The sequence below is a fragment of the Streptomyces sp. NBC_00691 genome (assembly GCF_036226665.1).
GTDB lineage: Bacteria > Actinomycetota > Actinomycetes > Streptomycetales > Streptomycetaceae > Streptomyces.
Genome location: NZ_CP109007.1, coordinates 3,249,950 through 3,267,638 on the forward strand (window position 1 = coordinate 3,249,950; position 17,689 = coordinate 3,267,638).

Annotated in this window: 11 protein-coding genes and 3 rRNA genes; 1 reads left to right on the plus strand and 13 read right to left on the minus strand. The window is 67.4% G+C overall.

Annotated features, from left to right (window positions below; genetic code table 11):
* Positions 1–35: 35 nt before the first annotated feature.
* The 5 genes from OG392_RS14575 to OG392_RS14595 all read right to left on the minus strand — a co-directional run bounded on the left by OG392_RS14575 (position 36) and on the right by OG392_RS14595 (position 7,430).
* On the minus strand, positions 36–539 hold the full coding sequence (locus OG392_RS14575) for a hypothetical protein (RefSeq protein ID WP_329279387.1): 504 nt from the start codon (positions 537–539) through the stop codon (positions 36–38).
* A gap of 165 nt (positions 540–704) precedes the next feature.
* Positions 705–821, minus strand: a 5S ribosomal RNA gene (gene rrf / locus OG392_RS14580).
* 74 nt (positions 822–895) lie between these two features.
* Positions 896–4,018: ribosomal RNA gene (locus OG392_RS14585) — 23S ribosomal RNA — on the minus strand.
* Positions 4,019–4,306: 288 nt separating this feature from the next.
* A 16S ribosomal RNA gene (locus OG392_RS14590) occupies positions 4,307–5,832 on the minus strand.
* Together the 16S, 23S and 5S rRNA genes form the textbook arrangement of a ribosomal RNA operon.
* 590 nt (positions 5,833–6,422) lie before the next feature.
* Positions 6,423–7,430, minus strand: coding sequence for a stage II sporulation protein M (locus OG392_RS14595; RefSeq protein WP_329279389.1), 1,008 nt, complete (start codon positions 7,428–7,430; stop codon positions 6,423–6,425).
* Positions 7,431–7,550: 120 nt separating this feature from the next.
* Here OG392_RS14595 and OG392_RS14600 point away from each other — a divergent pair, with 120 nt between their 5' ends.
* Complete coding sequence (locus tag OG392_RS14600) at positions 7,551–8,504, plus strand: RDD family protein (protein ID WP_329279391.1); 954 nt, start codon at positions 7,551–7,553, stop codon at positions 8,502–8,504.
* A 3-nt stretch (positions 8,505–8,507) separates the two neighbouring features.
* On the opposite strand, the gene OG392_RS14605 is transcribed toward OG392_RS14600, so the two are convergent.
* The 8 genes from OG392_RS14605 to OG392_RS14640 all read right to left on the minus strand — a co-directional run bounded on the left by OG392_RS14605 (position 8,508) and on the right by OG392_RS14640 (position 17,531).
* A complete protein-coding gene (locus OG392_RS14605; RefSeq protein ID WP_329279393.1) occupies positions 8,508–9,122 on the minus strand; it encodes a hypothetical protein in 615 nt (204 codons plus the stop codon).
* Positions 9,123–9,313: 191 nt separating this feature from the next.
* Entirely contained in the window at positions 9,314–10,768 is a 1,455-nt protein-coding gene (gene ahcY, locus OG392_RS14610) for an adenosylhomocysteinase (RefSeq protein WP_329279395.1), read from the minus strand.
* Positions 10,769–11,107: 339 nt separating this feature from the next.
* Positions 11,108–12,073: a cation diffusion facilitator family transporter gene (locus OG392_RS14615; RefSeq protein WP_329279397.1), complete on the minus strand. Its 966-nt coding sequence runs from the start codon at positions 12,071–12,073 to the stop codon at positions 11,108–11,110.
* 66 nt (positions 12,074–12,139) lie between these two features.
* A complete protein-coding gene (gene manA, locus OG392_RS14620; RefSeq protein WP_329279398.1) occupies positions 12,140–13,291 on the minus strand; it encodes a mannose-6-phosphate isomerase, class I in 1,152 nt (383 codons plus the stop codon).
* A 160-nt stretch (positions 13,292–13,451) separates the two neighbouring features.
* Positions 13,452–14,600, minus strand: a complete 1,149-nt coding sequence (locus tag OG392_RS14625) for an SIS domain-containing protein (RefSeq protein WP_329279400.1) — start codon at positions 14,598–14,600, stop codon at positions 13,452–13,454.
* A 753-nt stretch (positions 14,601–15,353) separates the two neighbouring features.
* Positions 15,354–15,533, minus strand: a complete 180-nt coding sequence (locus tag OG392_RS14630) for a Trm112 family protein (RefSeq protein WP_329279401.1) — start codon at positions 15,531–15,533, stop codon at positions 15,354–15,356.
* Between the two features lie 95 nt (positions 15,534–15,628).
* The gene (locus OG392_RS14635; protein ID WP_329279403.1) at positions 15,629–16,993 is read right to left on the minus strand and encodes a phosphomannomutase/phosphoglucomutase; all 1,365 of its coding nucleotides are present in this window, start codon (positions 16,991–16,993) and stop codon (positions 15,629–15,631) included.
* Between the two features lie 103 nt (positions 16,994–17,096).
* Positions 17,097–17,531 (minus strand): DUF3499 domain-containing protein, encoded by a 435-nt coding sequence (locus tag OG392_RS14640; RefSeq protein ID WP_329287267.1) that lies wholly within the window; start codon positions 17,529–17,531, stop codon positions 17,097–17,099.
* Positions 17,532–17,689 lie beyond the last annotated feature (158 nt).

Here is a 17,689-nt window from a genome sequence, read left to right on the forward strand (position 1 = left end):
GCCGCACCGGCCATCGATCACCCGTACCGCCCGGCTCAGCGGAACACGACGGAGGCCTCCCCGGCCGCGGCACTGAAGGAACCAGGGCAAAGGAACGATCCCGAGACCTTGGTGGCCGTGAAGGGGGTGTTCACGTACTTCCTGCTGGCACCTTCGCGGTTCCAGACGATGTTCGTCACCTTGTAGCGACAGGAGACGAACGACTGCTTGCCGGTGAGGTCGATGACGTCCGTCGTCGCCGTACCGGCGGCGTCGTCGAAGGTGAAGGCCGGGTTGTTGTTGAGCGAGGCGGTGATGCCCCCGCCGCATGTCAGATTCCCGCCCGGCTTGTTGATCGTGGACCGGTCGACGGTGAGCGCGCTCGGCGGAGCCGCACTGCCGTCGGCGCCGGTCCAGCTACAGGTGTTACCCGAGACGACCATCACGCCGTCGACCTCCGCGCCGGCAGCGCTGCCGCTCGCATAGGCAGACGCCGGAACAGCGATGCCGACCGCCAGCACCAGCGCGGCCAGACCGGTCAGGGTGGGGGTGTACTTCATGTCGCTCTCCTTGCCACAGTTTGTGGGTGGGGGACTTCGGAGTGCGGACGGAGCGTGTCACAGCGAACATGAGATGTCATGGACGCATCAATCATTGGCCGAAAGTAGCTGAACGCAAAAATGCCTCAACCCCCGGACATGGTCCGGGGGTTGAGGCTAAAAATTGTTCGGCGGCGTCCTACTCTCCCACAGGGTCCCCCCTGCAGTACCATCGGCGCTGAAAGGCTTAGCTTCCGGGTTCGGAATGTAACCGGGCGTTTCCCTAACGCTATGACCACCGAAACTCTATGAAGTTAACCAACCGGATATCGGCACAGTTCGTTACTTCAGAACTAACACAGTGGACGCGAGCAACTGAGGACAAGCCCTCGGCCTATTAGTACCGGTCAGCTCCACCCATTACTGGGCTTCCACATCCGGCCTATCAACCCAGTCGTCTACTGGGAGCCTTACCCTCTCAAGGAGGTGGGAATACTCATCTCGAAGCAGGCTTCCCGCTTAGATGCTTTCAGCGGTTATCCCTCCCGAACGTAGCCAACCAGCCATGCCCTTGGCAGGACAACTGGCACACCAGAGGTTCGTCCGTCCCGGTCCTCTCGTACTAGGGACAGCCCTTCTCAATATTCCTGCGCGCGCAGCGGATAGGGACCGAACTGTCTCACGACGTTCTAAACCCAGCTCGCGTACCGCTTTAATGGGCGAACAGCCCAACCCTTGGGACCGACTCCAGCCCCAGGATGCGACGAGCCGACATCGAGGTGCCAAACCATCCCGTCGATATGGACTCTTGGGGAAGATCAGCCTGTTATCCCCGGGGTACCTTTTATCCGTTGAGCGACGGCGCTTCCACAAGCCACCGCCGGATCACTAGTCCCGACTTTCGTCCCTGCTCGACCCGTCGGTCTCACAGTCAAGCTCCCTTGTGCACTTACACTCAACACCTGATTGCCAACCAGGCTGAGGGAACCTTTGGGCGCCTCCGTTACCCTTTGGGAGGCAACCGCCCCAGTTAAACTACCCATCAGACACTGTCCCTGATCCGGATCACGGACCGAGGTTAGACATCCAGCACGACCAGAGTGGTATTTCAACGGCGACTCCACCATGACTGGCGTCACGGCTTCAAAGTCTCCCACCTATCCTACACAAGCCGAACCGAACACCAATATCAAACTGTAGTAAAGGTCCCGGGGTCTTTCCGTCCTGCTGCGCGAAACGAGCATCTTTACTCGTAGTGCAATTTCACCGGGCCTATGGTTGAGACAGTCGAGAAGTCGTTACGCCATTCGTGCAGGTCGGAACTTACCCGACAAGGAATTTCGCTACCTTAGGATGGTTATAGTTACCACCGCCGTTTACTGGCGCTTAAGTTCTCAGCTTCGCCCTGTCGAAACAGAGCTAACCGGTCCCCTTAACGTTCCAGCACCGGGCAGGCGTCAGTCCGTATACATCGCCTTACGGCTTCGCACGGACCTGTGTTTTTAGTAAACAGTCGCTTCTCGCTGGTCTCTGCGGCCACCCCCAGCTCACGGAGTAAATCCGATCACCAGACGTGGCCCCCCTTCTCCCGAAGTTACGGGGGCATTTTGCCGAGTTCCTTAACCATAGTTCACCCGAACGCCTCGGTATTCTCTACCTGACCACCTGAGTCGGTTTAGGGTACGGGCCGCCATGAAACTCGCTAGAGGCTTTTCTCGACAGCATAGGATCATCCACTTCACCACAATCGGCTCGGCATCAGGTCTCAGCCTTAATGTGTGACGGATTTGCCTATCACACGGCCTACACCCTTACCCCGGGACTACCACCGCCCGGGTTGGACTACCTTCCTGCGTCACCCCATCGCTTACCTACTACCACCTTGGGTCAGCGGCTCCACCACTTTCCTTTCCCCGAAGGGTCCGGAACGGCTTCACGGCCTTAGCATTAATGGGCTCGATACTGGGCGTTTCAAAGCGGGTACCGGAATATCAACCGGTTGTCCATCGACTACGCCTGTCGGCCTCGCCTTAGGTCCCGACTTACCCTGGGCAGATCAGCTTGACCCAGGAACCCTTAGTCAATCGGCGCACACGTTTCTCACGTGTGTATCGCTACTCATGCCTGCATTCTCACTCGTGAACCGTCCACAACTCGCTTCCGCGGCTGCTTCACCCGGCACACGACGCTCCCCTACCCATCACAGCGGGCGTTGGCCCTCATGCTGCAATGACACGACTTCGGCGGTACGCTTGAGCCCCGCTACATTGTCGGCGCGGAATCACTTGACCAGTGAGCTATTACGCACTCTTTCAAGGGTGGCTGCTTCTAAGCCAACCTCCTGGTTGTCTCTGCGACTCCACATCCTTTCCCACTTAGCGTACGCTTAGGGGCCTTAGTCGATGCTCTGGGCTGTTTCCCTCTCGACCATGGAGCTTATCCCCCACAGTCTCACTGCCGTGCTCTCACTTACCGGCATTCGGAGTTTGGCTAAGGTCAGTAACCCGGTAGGGCCCATCGCCTATCCAGTGCTCTACCTCCGGCAAGAAACACACGACGCTGCACCTAAATGCATTTCGGGGAGAACCAGCTATCACGGAGTTTGATTGGCCTTTCACCCCTAACCACAGGTCATCCCCCAGGTTTTCAACCCTGGTGGGTTCGGTCCTCCACGAAGTCTTACCTCCGCTTCAACCTGCCCATGGCTAGATCACTCCGCTTCGGGTCTTGAGCGCGCTACTGAATCGCCCTGTTCGGACTCGCTTTCGCTACGGCTTCCCCACACGGGTTAACCTCGCAACGCACCGCAAACTCGCAGGCTCATTCTTCAAAAGGCACGCAGTCACGACCCATTGAGTAAACTCAATGAGCGACGCTCCCACGGCTTGTAGGCACACGGTTTCAGGTACTATTTCACTCCGCTCCCGCGGTACTTTTCACCATTCCCTCACGGTACTATCCGCTATCGGTCACCAGGGAATATTTAGGCTTAGCGGGTGGTCCCGCCAGATTCACACGGGATTTCTCGGGCCCCGTGCTACTTGGGTGTCTCTCAAACGAGCCGTCAATGTTTCAGCTACGGGGGTCTTACCCTCTACGCCGGACCTTTCGCATGTCCTTCGCCTACATCAACGGTTTCTGACTCGTCTCACAGCCGGCAGACTGTGAAAGAGAGATCCCACAACCCCGCATGCGCAACCCCTGCCGGGTATCACACGCATACGGTTTGGCCTCATCCGGTTTCGCTCGCCACTACTCCCGGAATCACGGTTGTTTTCTCTTCCTGAGGGTACTGAGATGTTTCACTTCCCCTCGTTCCCTCCACATGCCCTATGTGTTCAGGCATGGGTGACAGCCCATGACGACTGCCGGGTTTCCCCATTCGGAAACCCCCGGATCAAAGCCTGGTTGACGGCTCCCCGGGGACTATCGTGGCCTCCCACGTCCTTCATCGGTTCCTGGTGCCAAGGCATCCACCGTGCGCCCTTAAAAACTTGGCCACAGATGCTCGCGTCCACTGTGTAGTTCTCAAGCAACGACCAGCCACCCATCACCCCACCCGACAAGCAGATGAGTTCACTGGGGCCGGCATCGCGAAGATACAAACCTTACGGCCGTACCCTCAGATACCCAACAACGTGCCAAGCACAGTCTGTTCCTCGATCCCGTCTTCCACGCCGAAGCAGTACTAACGGTTTCTCAGAGAGAGACTGTGCCAACTAATCAACGTTCCACCCATGAGCTGACCGTGCAGAACGTTTGCCTGCAATCGGTACTGTGCTCCTTAGAAAGGAGGTGATCCAGCCGCACCTTCCGGTACGGCTACCTTGTTACGACTTCGTCCCAATCGCCAGTCCCACCTTCGACAGCTCCCTCCCACAAGGGGTTGGGCCACCGGCTTCGGGTGTTACCGACTTTCGTGACGTGACGGGCGGTGTGTACAAGGCCCGGGAACGTATTCACCGCAGCAATGCTGATCTGCGATTACTAGCAACTCCGACTTCATGGGGTCGAGTTGCAGACCCCAATCCGAACTGAGACCGGCTTTTTGAGATTCGCTCCGCCTCGCGGCATCGCAGCTCTTTGTACCGGCCATTGTAGCACGTGTGCAGCCCAAGACATAAGGGGCATGATGACTTGACGTCGTCCCCACCTTCCTCCGAGTTGACCCCGGCGGTCTCCTGTGAGTCCCCATCACCCCGAAGGGCATGCTGGCAACACAGGACAAGGGTTGCGCTCGTTGCGGGACTTAACCCAACATCTCACGACACGAGCTGACGACAGCCATGCACCACCTGTATACCGACCACAAGGGGGGCACTATCTCTAATGCTTTCCGGTATATGTCAAGCCTTGGTAAGGTTCTTCGCGTTGCGTCGAATTAAGCCACATGCTCCGCTGCTTGTGCGGGCCCCCGTCAATTCCTTTGAGTTTTAGCCTTGCGGCCGTACTCCCCAGGCGGGGAACTTAATGCGTTAGCTGCGGCACCGACGACGTGGAATGTCGCCAACACCTAGTTCCCAACGTTTACGGCGTGGACTACCAGGGTATCTAATCCTGTTCGCTCCCCACGCTTTCGCTCCTCAGCGTCAGTAATGGCCCAGAGATCCGCCTTCGCCACCGGTGTTCCTCCTGATATCTGCGCATTTCACCGCTACACCAGGAATTCCGATCTCCCCTACCACACTCTAGCCTGCCCGTATCGGATGCAGACCCGGGGTTAAGCCCCGGGCTTTCACACCCGACGTGACAAGCCGCCTACGAGCTCTTTACGCCCAATAATTCCGGACAACGCTTGCGCCCTACGTATTACCGCGGCTGCTGGCACGTAGTTAGCCGGCGCTTCTTCTGCAGGTACCGTCACTTTCGCTTCTTCCCTGCTGAAAGAGGTTTACAACCCGAAGGCCGTCATCCCTCACGCGGCGTCGCTGCATCAGGCTTTCGCCCATTGTGCAATATTCCCCACTGCTGCCTCCCGTAGGAGTCTGGGCCGTGTCTCAGTCCCAGTGTGGCCGGTCGCCCTCTCAGGCCGGCTACCCGTCGTCGCCTTGGTAGGCCATTACCCCACCAACAAGCTGATAGGCCGCGGGCTCATCCTTCACCGCCGGAGCTTTCAACCAGCTCCCATGCGGAAGCCGGTGTTATCCGGTATTAGACCCCGTTTCCAGGGCTTGTCCCAGAGTGAAGGGCAGATTGCCCACGTGTTACTCACCCGTTCGCCACTAATCCACCCCGAAGGGCTTCATCGTTCGACTTGCATGTGTTAAGCACGCCGCCAGCGTTCGTCCTGAGCCAGGATCAAACTCTCCGTGAATGTTTACCCGTAATCGGGTGACACTCGCGTTGAGCGGGACAGTCATGCCGGAATAAGGCCGACTGTCCACAGCGTCCTCGCTGTGTATGTTGCCTGCAGGACCACAAGGGCCCGCAGGACTTTCAAAGGAACCTCGCCATCCGAAGATGGACGGGGTATCAACTAATCTGGCGTTGATTTTTGGCACGCTGTTGAGTTCTCAAGGAACGGACGCTTCCTTTGTACTCACCCTCTCGGGCTTTCCTCCGGGCTTCCCTTCGGTCTTGCGTTTCCGACTCTATCAGATCTTTTCGATCCGATTTCCTCGGTGCTTTCCGGTCCCTTTTGTTTTCACTCCGGGGGCCTTTCGGCGGTTCCGACTTTATCAGAATCATTTGGGCCGACCTAATCGGTGGCTTTCTTGATTCGAATAAGAATCGGGGTGACTCCGTGGAATCGAATTCCCGACCGGAGTGAAGGAGACTCTACTTGATCGCTGCCGAACTGTCCAGTTCCAGGCAACCGTTTGAATCTACCTCCCCACGTCCGCCATGTCAATGGCTTTTGTGGGCACCGGAGGACAGTAGCAGCTCAGCGGGGGCCGACGCACATCAGGCGGCGGTGGGGAGCTGGGCGCTGCGGTCGGGCTCCTCGACGTCCCCCTGGTCGCCGGCACGGGCGGCTCGGCCGCCGAGGACGTAGACGTAGACGAGGAAGAGCAGCTCAGCGGCGATGCCGATGGTGATGCGGGCCCAGGTGGGCAGGCCGGACGGGGTGACGAAGCCTTCGATCAGGCCCGAGACGAAGAGGACGAGGGCCAGGCCGATGGCCATGCCGACGGCGGCGCGACCGCGTTCCGCGAGTGCTGCGCGACGGGTGGTCGGGCCGGGGTCGATGACCGTCCAGCCGAGTCGGAGACCCGTGCCGGCGGCCACGAAGACGGCCGTCAGTTCGAGCAGGCCGTGGGGAAGGATCAGGCCCAGGAACACGTCGAGGCGGCCCGCCGACGCCATCAGACCGATGCCGACGCCGACGTTCAGCATGTTGACGAAGAGGATCCAGAGCACGGGGATGCCCAGGAAGGCGCCCAGGACCAGGCACATGGCGGCGGCCTGGGCGTTGTTCGTCCAGACCTGGGCGGCGAAGGACGCCGCCGGGTTGCTGGAGTAGTACGTCTCGTACTGGCCGCCCGGGCGGGTCATCTCGCGGAGGTCGGCGGGGGCGCCGATCGCGGCCTGGACCTCGGGGTGCGTACCGATCCACCAGCCGATGAGGACGGCGAGCAGGGTGGAGAGGACGGCGGCGGGGACCCACCAGCGGCCGGAGCGGTAGACGGCGGCGGGGAACCCCGCCGTGAGGAAGCGGGCCGCGTCGCGCCAGGAGGCGCGGCGGGTGCCGGTGACGGTGGCGCGGGCGCGGGCCACGAGGCGGGTGAGCCGGGCCGTGAGCAGGGGGTCCGGGGCGCTGGACTGCACGATCGAGAGATGGGTGGCCGTGCGCTGGTACAGGGACACGAGTTCGTCGGCCTCGGCTCCGGTGAGCTTGCCGCCCCGGCGCAGGAGGTGGTCGAGGCGTTCCCACTCGGCGCGGTGGGCGGTGACGTAGACGTCGAGGTCCATGATCGGCTGCTGCTCCAGGCATCGGCTGCGGACGGTTCCCTACTGCTGCGGCGCGCTGCGGGTCAGCTTGGCAGACTGGCGTTCGGAGGGGTCGGGGAAGGTCGGAGAAGGGTGGGTGCCGTGAGTGACGTGGTGACCGGGGATGCCGTCGTACTGGGGTTGCAGCCCGCGCGGCTCCCGAGCAGGGCGTTGGCGGTGCTCATCGATCTGGCGGTGGTCTGGGCCGCATATCTGCTGGTGACCCTCGGGCTCGCCGTCGCCACCGCGTCGCTCGACGAGGCGGCGGTGATGGCGGTGTCCATCGCCTCCTTCCTGCTGATCCTGGTGGGGGCGCCGATCGCGGTGGAGACGCTGTCCCACGGGCGTTCGCTGGGGAAGCTGGCCGTCGGGCTGCGGGTGGTGCGGGACGACGGGGGGCCGATCCGGTTCCGGCACGCGCTCGTGCGGGGGGCCATGGGGGTCGTGGAGATCCTGATGACCTTCGGGGTCGTCGCCTGTACCGCCTCTCTCGTGTCGGAGCGCGGGCGACGGCTCGGGGACGTCTTCGCGGGGACGCTGGTCGTACGGGAGCGCATACCCACGGCGCGGGTGTCGGCCGTGCCTCCGCCGCCGCCGTGGCTGGTGGGGCGTTTCGCGGGGCTGGATCTGTCGGCGGTGCCCGAGTCCCTGTGGCTGGAGATACGGCAGTACCTCACGCGGGCACGTGAGCTGGACCCGGCGGTGGGGCGGCGGCTCGCGGAGCGGCTGGCCGACGAGCTGGTGGCGCGGACCGGGACGCCTCCGCCGCCGGGAGTGCCGGCCGACGCGTATCTGGCGGGGGTGGTGGCAGAGCGGCAGACGCGGGAGGCGCGGCGCGCGTTCGGCCCCGCGGGAACGGCCGGAGTGCCGGGGGTGGCCGGGGTGGCGTCGGTGAGCGGGGTGGCCGGGGCTGTGGGAAGGCCGGCGCCGGGTGTCGTTCCTCCCGTCGCGCCTTCGCCGGCGGTTCCACCGGTGGCCGCGCCGGGGGTCTCCTCCCCCGTGGCCGACGGCCAGGGGGCCGCGGCGCCGGCCACCGGGTTCGCGCCGCCCGCCTGATCGTCAGGGGAAGACCGACGGCGGGGTCTCCAGCGCTTCGAGCTCGATGCCGGGGGCCGAGAGGACGACGTCGCCGGCGATGTGGACGGTGTGCCGTTCGCCCGTGTCCAGGGCGCTGACCTGGTACTCATCCACCATCAGGGGGCCGTTGTCAGTGGCGTGCGCTTCACTCTTCAGCAAGGCCCAGGACTGGTCGACCGTGAAGGGGGCGAGCACCGGGTCCGTGAAGGCCACGAGCCGGACGCGGGTCTCGGGGGAATCGGGGGTGAGACGCAGGAGTCGCGTGAGTGCGACGAGGAACGCAGGGGACATGCCGGTGAAGGCGTGGGCGCGCACATTGCCTTCGGTGGCGTGGGTTCCGGTGGGGTCCGTGCGGACCCAGGTGACGCCGTCGAGGGCCGCGCCGCGGACCTGCCAGCCGGCGGCGTGGAGTTCGAGACGGATGGGGCGGCCGAGTTCGTCGACGGCCAGGTCGACGGAGCCCTGATGGTCGCCCGAGGGGGTGGTGACCTGTGAGACGTAGCGCCAGCCGGAGGGGCCGGGCGCGCAGTGGAAGTGTTCGTCACCGAGGGGGGTGTGGTCGTGCGGGTCATGGAGCGAATATCGGCCGCGGGGCATGGGTCGGGTCCTCGGGACGGGGGCTGCCGGATGTGGGGGTAGGGCCTGGGCGCGGCCGGTGCTGATCCGCCGGACGGGTCCCGGGACGAGGCAGGCCCCCCGGCACGGGGGTGCGGGGGGCCTGCCTGTGTCCTCTACGGGTGTCCGGGACGGCGTCGCGCGTCAGTGCGCGGGCGCCGCCGGCCGGGGCATCAGTAGCGGTAGTGGTCCGGCTTGAACGGGCCCTCGACCTCGACGCCGATGTACGCGGCCTGCTCGGGGCGGAGGGTCGTCAGCTTGACGCCGAGGGCGTCGAGGTGGAGGCGGGCGACCTTCTCGTCCAGGTGCTTGGGCAGCACGTACACGTCGGTCGGGTACTCCTGCGGCTTCGTGTAGAGCTCGATCTGGGCCAGGGTCTGGTCCGCGAACGAGTTCGACATGACGAAGGAGGGGTGGCCGGTCGCGTTGCCCAGGTTGAGGAGGCGGCCCTCGGACAGCACGATGAGGACCTTGCCGTCGGGGTAGGTCCAGGTGTGGACCTGCGGCTTGACCTCGTCCTTGACGATGCCCGGGACCTTGGCGAGGCCGGCCATGTCGATCTCGTTGTCGAAGTGGCCGATGTTGCCGACGATGGCCTGGTGCTTCATCTTGGCCATGTCCCCGGCCATGATGATGTCCTTGTTGCCGGTCGTGGTGATGAAGATGTCGGCCTTCTCGACGACGTCGTCCAGGGTCGTGACCTGGTAGCCGTCCATCGCCGCCTGGAGCGCGCAGATCGGGTCGATCTCGGTGACGATCACGCGGGCGCCCTGGCCGCGCAGGGACTCGGCGCAGCCCTTGCCGACGTCGCCGTAGCCGCAGACGACCACGGTCTTGCCGCCGATGAGGACGTCGGTGGCGCGGTTGATGCCGTCGATGAGGGAGTGTCGGCAGCCGTACTTGTTGTCGAACTTCGACTTCGTCACGGCGTCGTTCACGTTGATCGCCGGGAAGAGGAGGTCGCCGGCCTGCTGCATCTCGTACAGGCGGTGGACGCCGGTGGTGGTCTCCTCGGTCACGCCGCGGATCTCGGACGCCAGCTGGGTCCACTTCTGCGGGTTCTCGCCGAGGGTGCGGTTGAGGAGACGGAGGATGTAGCCGTACTCCTCGCTGTCCGCGGTGGCCGGGTCCGGGGCGGAGCCGGCCTTCTCGAACTCGACGCCCTTGTGGACGAGGAGGGTGGCGTCACCACCGTCGTCGAGGATCATGTTCGGGCCGCCGGTGGGCGTGTTCGGCCAGGTGAGGGCCTGCTCGGTGCACCACCAGTACTCCTCGAGGGTCTCGCCCTTCCAGGCGAAGACCGGGACGCCCTGCGGGTTCTCCGGGGTGCCGTTCGGGCCGACGGCGATGGCCGCGGCGGCGTGGTCCTGGGTGGAGAAGATGTTGCAGGAGGCCCAGCGGACCTCGGCGCCGAGGGCGACCAGGGTCTCGATGAGGACGGCGGTCTGCACGGTCATGTGCAGGGAGCCGGTGACACGGGCGCCGGCGAGGGGCTGCTGCTCGGCGTACTCGCGGCGGATCGACATCAGGCCGGGCATCTCGTGCTCGGCGAGGGTGATCTCCTTGCGGCCGAAGGTGGCCAGGGAGAGGTCGGCGACCTTGAAGTCCTGATGGGCGGCAGTCGTCATGACTGAGCTGCTCCTCGTGTGTTCGCGTGCGAGGGTCGGTTGGGGCGCCGGGCACCACGGAGAGTCCCTGGACACAGGAATGCCCGGGTTTCCACGGTGCCGTCGTCGGAGGCCCTCTCTCCCTCGGCCGGTCCGCGAGGACCGCCCGACCGCCATCAGCAGCGACGTCTGGCTGGTCACGAATCTACACCGGACGGCGCGGCGGGCCACAGTCCGCATCGGGCCGCGGGGCGTGATCCACGGCCCGTACATACGTGCGAGGCCCCCGGGACCGTGGGGTCCCGGGGGCCTGGTGAAGGTGTGACGAGGGGGCGCCGGACAGCTGGTCGCCCCGGGTCGTCAGTGGCCGTCGGCGTCCGTGGTCTTCGTCAGGTCGGTTACGGCCGGGGCGGACGTCTCCTTGTAGATGTCCGGCTCCAGGTAGATGACCCGGGCGATCGGGACGGCGGCGCGGATGCGCTCCTCGGCGGCGTTGATGGCGTTCGCGACCTCGGCGGCCGAGTCGTCGTGCTGGACGGCGATCTTGGCGGCGACGAGGAGCTCCTCCGGGCCGAGGTGGAGCGTGCGCATGTGGATGAGGCGGGTGACGGTCTCGCCGTCCACGACCGCGGCCTCGATCCGCGCGACCTCCTCGGTGCCCGCGGACTCGCCGAGGAGCAGCGACTTGGTCTCGGCGGCCAGCACGATCGCGATGATGATCAGCAGGATGCCGATGCAGAGGGTGCCGATGCCGTCCCAGATGCCGTCGCCGGTCAGCAGGGCGAGGCCGACTCCACCGAGCGCGAGGACGAGGCCGACGAGTGCGCCGAGGTCCTCCAGGAGGACGACGGGCAGCTCGGGGGCCTTGGCCCGGCGGACGAACTGCGTCCAGGTGAGGCCGCCGCGGATCTGGTTCGACTCCTGGATGGCGGTACGGAAGGAGAAGGACTCGGCGATGATCGCGAAGAGGAGGACGCCGACCGGCCAGTACCAGGCCTCGATGGGGTGCGGGTGCTTGATCTTCTCGTAGCCCTCGTAGATGGCGAACATGCCACCGACGGAGAAGAGCACGATGGAGACGAGGAAGGCGTAGATGTACCGCTCGCGGCCGTAGCCGAAGGGGTGCTGCGGGGTCGCCTCGCGCTGCGCCTTCTTGCCGCCGAGGAGGAGCAGGCCCTGGTTGCCGGAGTCGGCGAGGGAGTGGACGCTCTCCGCGAGCATCGACGACGAACCACTGAAGAGGAACGCCACGAACTTGGCTACGGCGATCGCCAGGTTGGCGGCGAGGGCCGCCACGATCGCCTTGGTTCCGCCTGACGCGCTCATGGGTGTACGGGGTCCCTTCGTCGATGCACCGGCTCTGTCGCCGCGGTTCGGCCGGTCATTGTCGCATCAGGCGATGACGGTGGCGCGGAAGACCGTCCCCGTACCGGAGAGTTCGGTCCTCTCGCCCGCGGGCACGAAGACGGACTCTCCGGCGACGAGGGTCACTTCGCCCGTCTTCGGGCGGCCCGCGACGGCGAGCAGGATCTGCGGGGTGGGGCTCGTCAGATCGGTCGGGGCGGCGCCCTCCGGCCGTACGAAACGGGAGAGGCGGAACTCGTCGATCGGGGTGTCGTAGACCTCTTCCCCGGACGGGGAGGCCTCGGGGCGCAGGACGGCCGGGTCGTTCGGCTCGAAGCGGACCACGCGCAGGAGTTCGGGGACGTTGATGTGCTTGGGGGTGAGTCCGCAGCGCAGCACGTTGTCGGAGTTGGCCATGATCTCGACGCCGAGGCCCGAGAGGTAGGCGTGCGGGACGCCCGCGCCCAGGTAGAGGGCCTCGCCGGGCTGGAGCGTGACCGGGTTGAGGAGCATCGCCGCGATGACGCCGGGATCGCTCGGGTAGTGGTGGGCGAGGACCGCGTACGGGGCGTGCTCGCCGCCGAGCCGGTCCGCGGCCGCGGCCACCTCCGCCACGGTGTGCGCCATCTCCTGCGGGTCGGCGGTCAGGAGCGCCGTCAGGACCTCGCGGAGCGCGGCCTCTTCGGGGTGGGCGTGCAGGAGGTCGACGTACGGCTTGAGCGAGTCGACGCCGAGGGCCGCGAGCACGTCGGCGGCCTCGGCCGGCGCGCGGAATCCGCAGAGCCCCTCGAAGGGAGTGAGCGCGCAGATCAGCTCGGGCTTGTGGTTGGCGTCCTTGTACATGCGGTGCGGGGCGTCGATCGGGATGCCCGCCGCCTCCTCGGCCGCGTGGCCGGCCCGCGCCTGGGCGAGGTCGGGGTGGGCCTGGAGGGAGAGCGGGGCGCCGGCGGCGAGCACCTTCAGCAGGAAGGGCAGGCGCGGGCCGAACTTCTCGACGGAACGCTCCCCCAGTTCGCCCGTGGGATCGGCGTCGATCAGCGCGTTCAGCGGGCCACGGTCGGTTCGGGAGGGGGCGCCGGGGTGGGCGCCCATCCACATCTCGGCCTGGGGCTCGCCGGTCGGGGCGACGCCGAGCAGTTCCGGGATGGCCGTCGTGGATCCCCAGGCGTAGGGGCGAACGGTGTTGACGAGGCGGTCCATGGTGCCTGCCAGCTCCTCGGTGTGGTGACGGATGGTGAGGTGACGGGTGTCGGGAGACAGGTGACAGGGGGCGGGTGACGGGTGGGTTACGGGGTGGTGGACGGGGTTCGCCCGTCGGGGGTGGGGCGGGGCCCGGGAGGGGGCTCGGTTCCGGGCGCGTTCAGAGCGCCGTGCGGCCCGGGGTCGCCAGGGAGAGGTAGACCGCCGCGAAATCGGTCACCGCGAGGAGTTCCGCCAGGGTCTCCAGGTCACCGCCCTCCTCAGGTTCCAGCTCGCTGATCGCCGTCTCGTGGCTCAGCGCGAGCTCGCGGGCCGCGTGGGCGGCGGTCAGGCCGTCCGACGGCCGGTCCCGCAGCAGGACCACCCTGGCGCGGAGCGCCTGCGGCTCGTCCACCCGGTCACGGAAGAAGTCCTCGGGGTCCGCGCCCGCCGCGTAGTCGCCCGCGAGGAGTACGCCGTGGGCGGGGAGGGCCTCCGGGAGTTCCGCCGCGAGGGCCGGCAGACCCGCGAGCTCCGCGAGGACCGCGGCGAACCTGCGGCCCGCCGGGCCTGCGGCGGCGCCCTCCGTCCAGATCAGCGGCAGGGAGTCCGCGAGCTCGGCTGCGAGCGTCTTCGCCGGGTTGCTGTACGTGGCGATGGCCGGTCCGCAGCGCTCCGCCGTGCGGTCCAGCCGGTCGGCGACCTTCTCCAGGGCCTCGGGCGGGGCCTCCAGGAGGCCGACCCGGTCGAGCAGCATGAGCAGCGGGGTGAACAGGGCCCACAGGGTGCCGGGGCTGGCCGCGATGTTCTCGGCGTACTCGTTCGGGGCCTCGTTCGGGGCGATGGCCATCGGTACGAACAGACCGCGTGAGCCGCTGACCGTCTCGGTGAGCGGCGAGGCCTTGGGCGCCACGGCGACGACGGTGATCCCGCGGCGGTACGCCTGCTCCGCGAGGAGCGACAGGCCCGGTTCGGAGCCGTCCGTCGTCGGCAGCAGGAGGAGGTCCACGGAGCCGGCCCAGCCGGGCAGCGCCCAGCGCAGGGCGCCCGCGGCGGGGGCGACGCCGGTCGGCTGGAGGCGTACGACGGGAGCCGAGGCTCCTGCCAGGGCGCCGATCAGGTCGGCGACGGCCGCGGCGGCGGTGCCGGGGCCGGCGACGAGGACCGCGCGGGGGCGGCCCTCGGGGTGGAGGTCCGCGATGCCGGCCTCGGCGGCGTGCCTGGCCGCCGTCCGTACCCGGGCGCCGGCTTCGGCCGCGCCGCGGAGGAGGCCGCGGCGGTCTGCCAGGGCGAGGTCGTCCGGGGCGTCGAGGAGTGTCTCGTCGAGCATGGGGCGGGTGCCTCCGGTCGCGTCGTCGTCGCGGGCCCCTGCGGTGCCCTGGGGGCGGGCGGCTTGGGCGGGTGCCTTGTGGTGCGTGCACCTTCTATGGTGCGGGCCTTGCGGTGCGGGTGCGGGGTGGTGCGGGTGCGGGTGCGGGGTGGTGCGGGTACGGGTGCGGGGCCCCGCCTTCGGCCGGGCCTGCCGGCTCCCACCCCTACCACCCGTGGAGCCGGGACGGCAGGGGTGAGGGCGTTCCCGTGGGAGGTGGTCGCCGTTGACGGGATCCTCTCCGGGGAGGGGAGGCGGGCCCTCCGGGGAGGTGCGGGGGGGGTGCCGTACGGGACGGGCGGGCCCGTGCCGTGTGCGTGGGCGGGCCGACGCGGCGGGGTGCGGGCCGGGTCCCGTGCCCTGTCGTGCGAGAACGCCCCGCTCGCGGCGCGTGGCTCCGCGGACCGGGCCGGCGGGCGTGGGCCGTGGGCCGGGGACGCGCCGTGGTGCGTCGCGAGCCCGGGCCGGCCCCGTACGAGTCGGGTCTCGTGCCGTGCGGCGCCGGCCGCGTCCCTCGTGGGACGGGCGGGCGTTGCCGTGGGCGCGGGTCCCGTCCCCTCGCCGCGTGAGCCGGTGCCGTGCTGCCGGTCCCGTCGTCGAGTGGCGTGGCCCGGGGGCGGTGCCTCGGCGGTCGGGCTCGGGGGCGTCGCCGTCCTGCGGGCGCCCTTGTGGGGCTGCCGTCGCCGTGAGGTGGCTCCGGGCCGTCGGCCCCGCTTACGGGCGGCGGGCCTCGTCCGTCAGGAGGACCGGGATGTTGTCGCGGACCGGGTAGGCGAGGCCGCAGTCGGAGCTCGTACAGATGAGTTCGGGGGTCTCGTCCGCCGTGCGGTCGTTCAGCGGAGCGTGGCACGCGGGGCAGGCCAGGATCTCCAGGAGGCCGGCTTCGAGCGGCATGGGGTGTCCCTTCGAACAAGCGGTTTCGGGCCAGGTCAGCCTACCGCCGGGGGACGGGGGGCGCCCCGTTCCCCGGCGGTGGGCGATACGCGGGTTCAGGCCGCGGTGCGGACCAGGGCCAGGACCTCGTCGCGGATCCGCTCCATCGTCGCCCGGTCGCGGGCCTCGACGTTGAGGCGCAGCAGCGGCTCGGTGTTGGAGGCGCGGAGGTTGAACCACCAGTCCGCCGCCGTCACCGTCAGGCCGTCCAGGTCGTCGAGGGTGACGTCGCCGCCCTCGTACGCCGCCCTGACCTCGGCCGCGCTGGCCTTCTGGTCCGCCACCGTCGAGTTGATCTCGCCCGAGGACGCGTAGCGGTCGTACGCCGCCACCAGGGCCGACAGCGTGCCCTCCTGGCCACCGAGGGCCGCCAGGACGTGGAGCGCGGCCAGCATGCCCGTGTCCGCGTTCCAGAAGTCCTTGAAGTAGTAGTGCGCCGAGTGCTCGCCGCCGAAGATCGCGCCGGTCTTCGCCATCTCCTCCTTGATGAAGGAGTGGCCGACGCGGGTACGGACCGGCTCGCCGCCCTGCTCGCGGACGACCTCCGGCACCGACCACGAGGTGATCAGGTTGTGGATGATCGTGCCGCCGGGGTGCTTCGCGAGCTCGCGGGCCGCCACCAGGGCGGTGATCGCCGACGGCGAGACCGGCTCGCCGCGCTCGTCGACGACGAAGCAGCGGTCGGCGTCGCCGTCGAAGGCCAGTCCGAGGTCGGCGCCCTCGGCCAGGACGCGTGCCTGGAGGTCGACGATGTTCTTCGGGTCCAGCGGGTTCGCCTCGTGGTTGGGGAACGTGCCGTCCAGTTCGAAGTACATCGGGACCACGTCGAGCGGCAGGCCCTCGAAGACGGTGGGGACCGTGTGGCCGCCCATGCCGTTGCCCGCGTCCACCACGACCTTGAGGGGACGGATCGTCCTCAGGTCGACCAGGGACGTCAGGTACTGCGCGTAGTCCTTGAGCGTGTCGCGGTGGGTGATCGTGCCCGGGGTCGCGGCCGCTTCCGGCGCGCCGGTCTCCGACCAGCCCTCCGCGAGCTCCCGGATCTCCGCCAGGCCCGTGTCCTGGCCCACCGGGGCGGCGCCCGCGCGGCACATCTTGATGCCGTTGTACTGGGCCGGGTTGTGCGAGGCGGTGAACATCGCGCCGGGCAGGTCGAAGCTGCCGGAGGCGAAGTACAGCTGATCGGTGGAGCAGAGTCCGATCAGGGTGACGTCGGCGCCGAGGCGGGCCGCGCCGCGAGCGAACGCGTCCGCCAGGCCGGGCGACGAGGGGCGCATGTCGTGGCCGATGACGATCGCGTCCGCGTCCGTCACCCGTACGAAGGCGGCACCGAAGAGCTCGGCGAGCGACTCGTCCCACTGGTCGGGTACCACTCCGCGGACGTCGTACGCCTTCACGATCTGCGACAGATCGGCAGTCACGGATCCACCCTCCTGAGTTCTCGGCACGCGTGTGCGGCGCGTGTACGGAACGCCAAAACTACCCGGAGCGGGGAGGGGGTACGCGGAGGGTGGCCGGTTGCGGTCAGTTGTCCGGGGAGCGGAGCACTCTCAGGTGCCCTCTGCGGCCGACCTCCATGGGGTCGCCGCCGCGGCCTCCGCCGCCCTTGCCGCCGGCCTCGGCCGCGCGTTCCTGGGGGCGGGCCGCCTCCCGTACCGCGTTGGCCAGGGCTTCGAGGTCGTCGCCGCTGGGGCGGGGCGGGGCGGAGGCGTCGGTGAGCCGCACGACCTCCCACCCGCGTGGGGCGGTCAGGCGCTCGCTGTGCGGGGCGCACAGGTCGTAGCAGTGGGGCTCGGCGTAGGTGGCGAGCGGGCCGAGGACCGCAGTCGAGTCGGCATAGACGTACGTCAGTGTCGCGACGGCAGGGCGGCCGCACGCAGTGCGCGAACAGCGACGTACAGGGCTCACGACGTTGGACGGTACCGCACTCTTGAGCGGGCCGCGACGACTCTCCCTCAGGTCACTCCACCGTGTCGCGCTGTGAACTGCGCCACCCCCCTCCGCTCGGCGCCCTCTCCGACCTGCGTGGGAGGGGGCACAAGGGGGTGGCGCCGGGACCGGATCCGGACACTCGGGGGTACGGATCCGGTCAACCAGGGCCAGATGGCCGATCGTGA

What these genes read in the sequence shown, in the direction of transcription:
- OG392_RS14575 (WP_329279387.1), bottom strand. Translation starts at nt 539, where the DNA reads ATGAAGTACACCCCCACCCTGACCGGTCTGGCCGCGCTGGTGCTGGCG.
- OG392_RS14595 (WP_329279389.1), bottom strand. Translation starts at nt 7,430, where the DNA reads ATGGACCTCGACGTCTACGTCACCGCCCACCGCGCCGAGTGGGAACGC.
- OG392_RS14605 (WP_329279393.1), bottom strand. Translation starts at nt 9,122, where the DNA reads ATGCCCCGCGGCCGATATTCGCTCCATGACCCGCACGACCACACCCCC.
- ahcY (WP_329279395.1), bottom strand. Translation starts at nt 10,768, where the DNA reads ATGACGACTGCCGCCCATCAGGACTTCAAGGTCGCCGACCTCTCCCTG.
- OG392_RS14615 (WP_329279397.1), bottom strand. Translation starts at nt 12,073, where the DNA reads ATGAGCGCGTCAGGCGGAACCAAGGCGATCGTGGCGGCCCTCGCCGCC.
- manA (WP_329279398.1), bottom strand. Translation starts at nt 13,291, where the DNA reads ATGGACCGCCTCGTCAACACCGTTCGCCCCTACGCCTGGGGATCCACG.
- OG392_RS14625 (WP_329279400.1), bottom strand. Translation starts at nt 14,600, where the DNA reads ATGCTCGACGAGACACTCCTCGACGCCCCGGACGACCTCGCCCTGGCA.
- OG392_RS14630 (WP_329279401.1), bottom strand. Translation starts at nt 15,533, where the DNA reads ATGCCGCTCGAAGCCGGCCTCCTGGAGATCCTGGCCTGCCCCGCGTGC.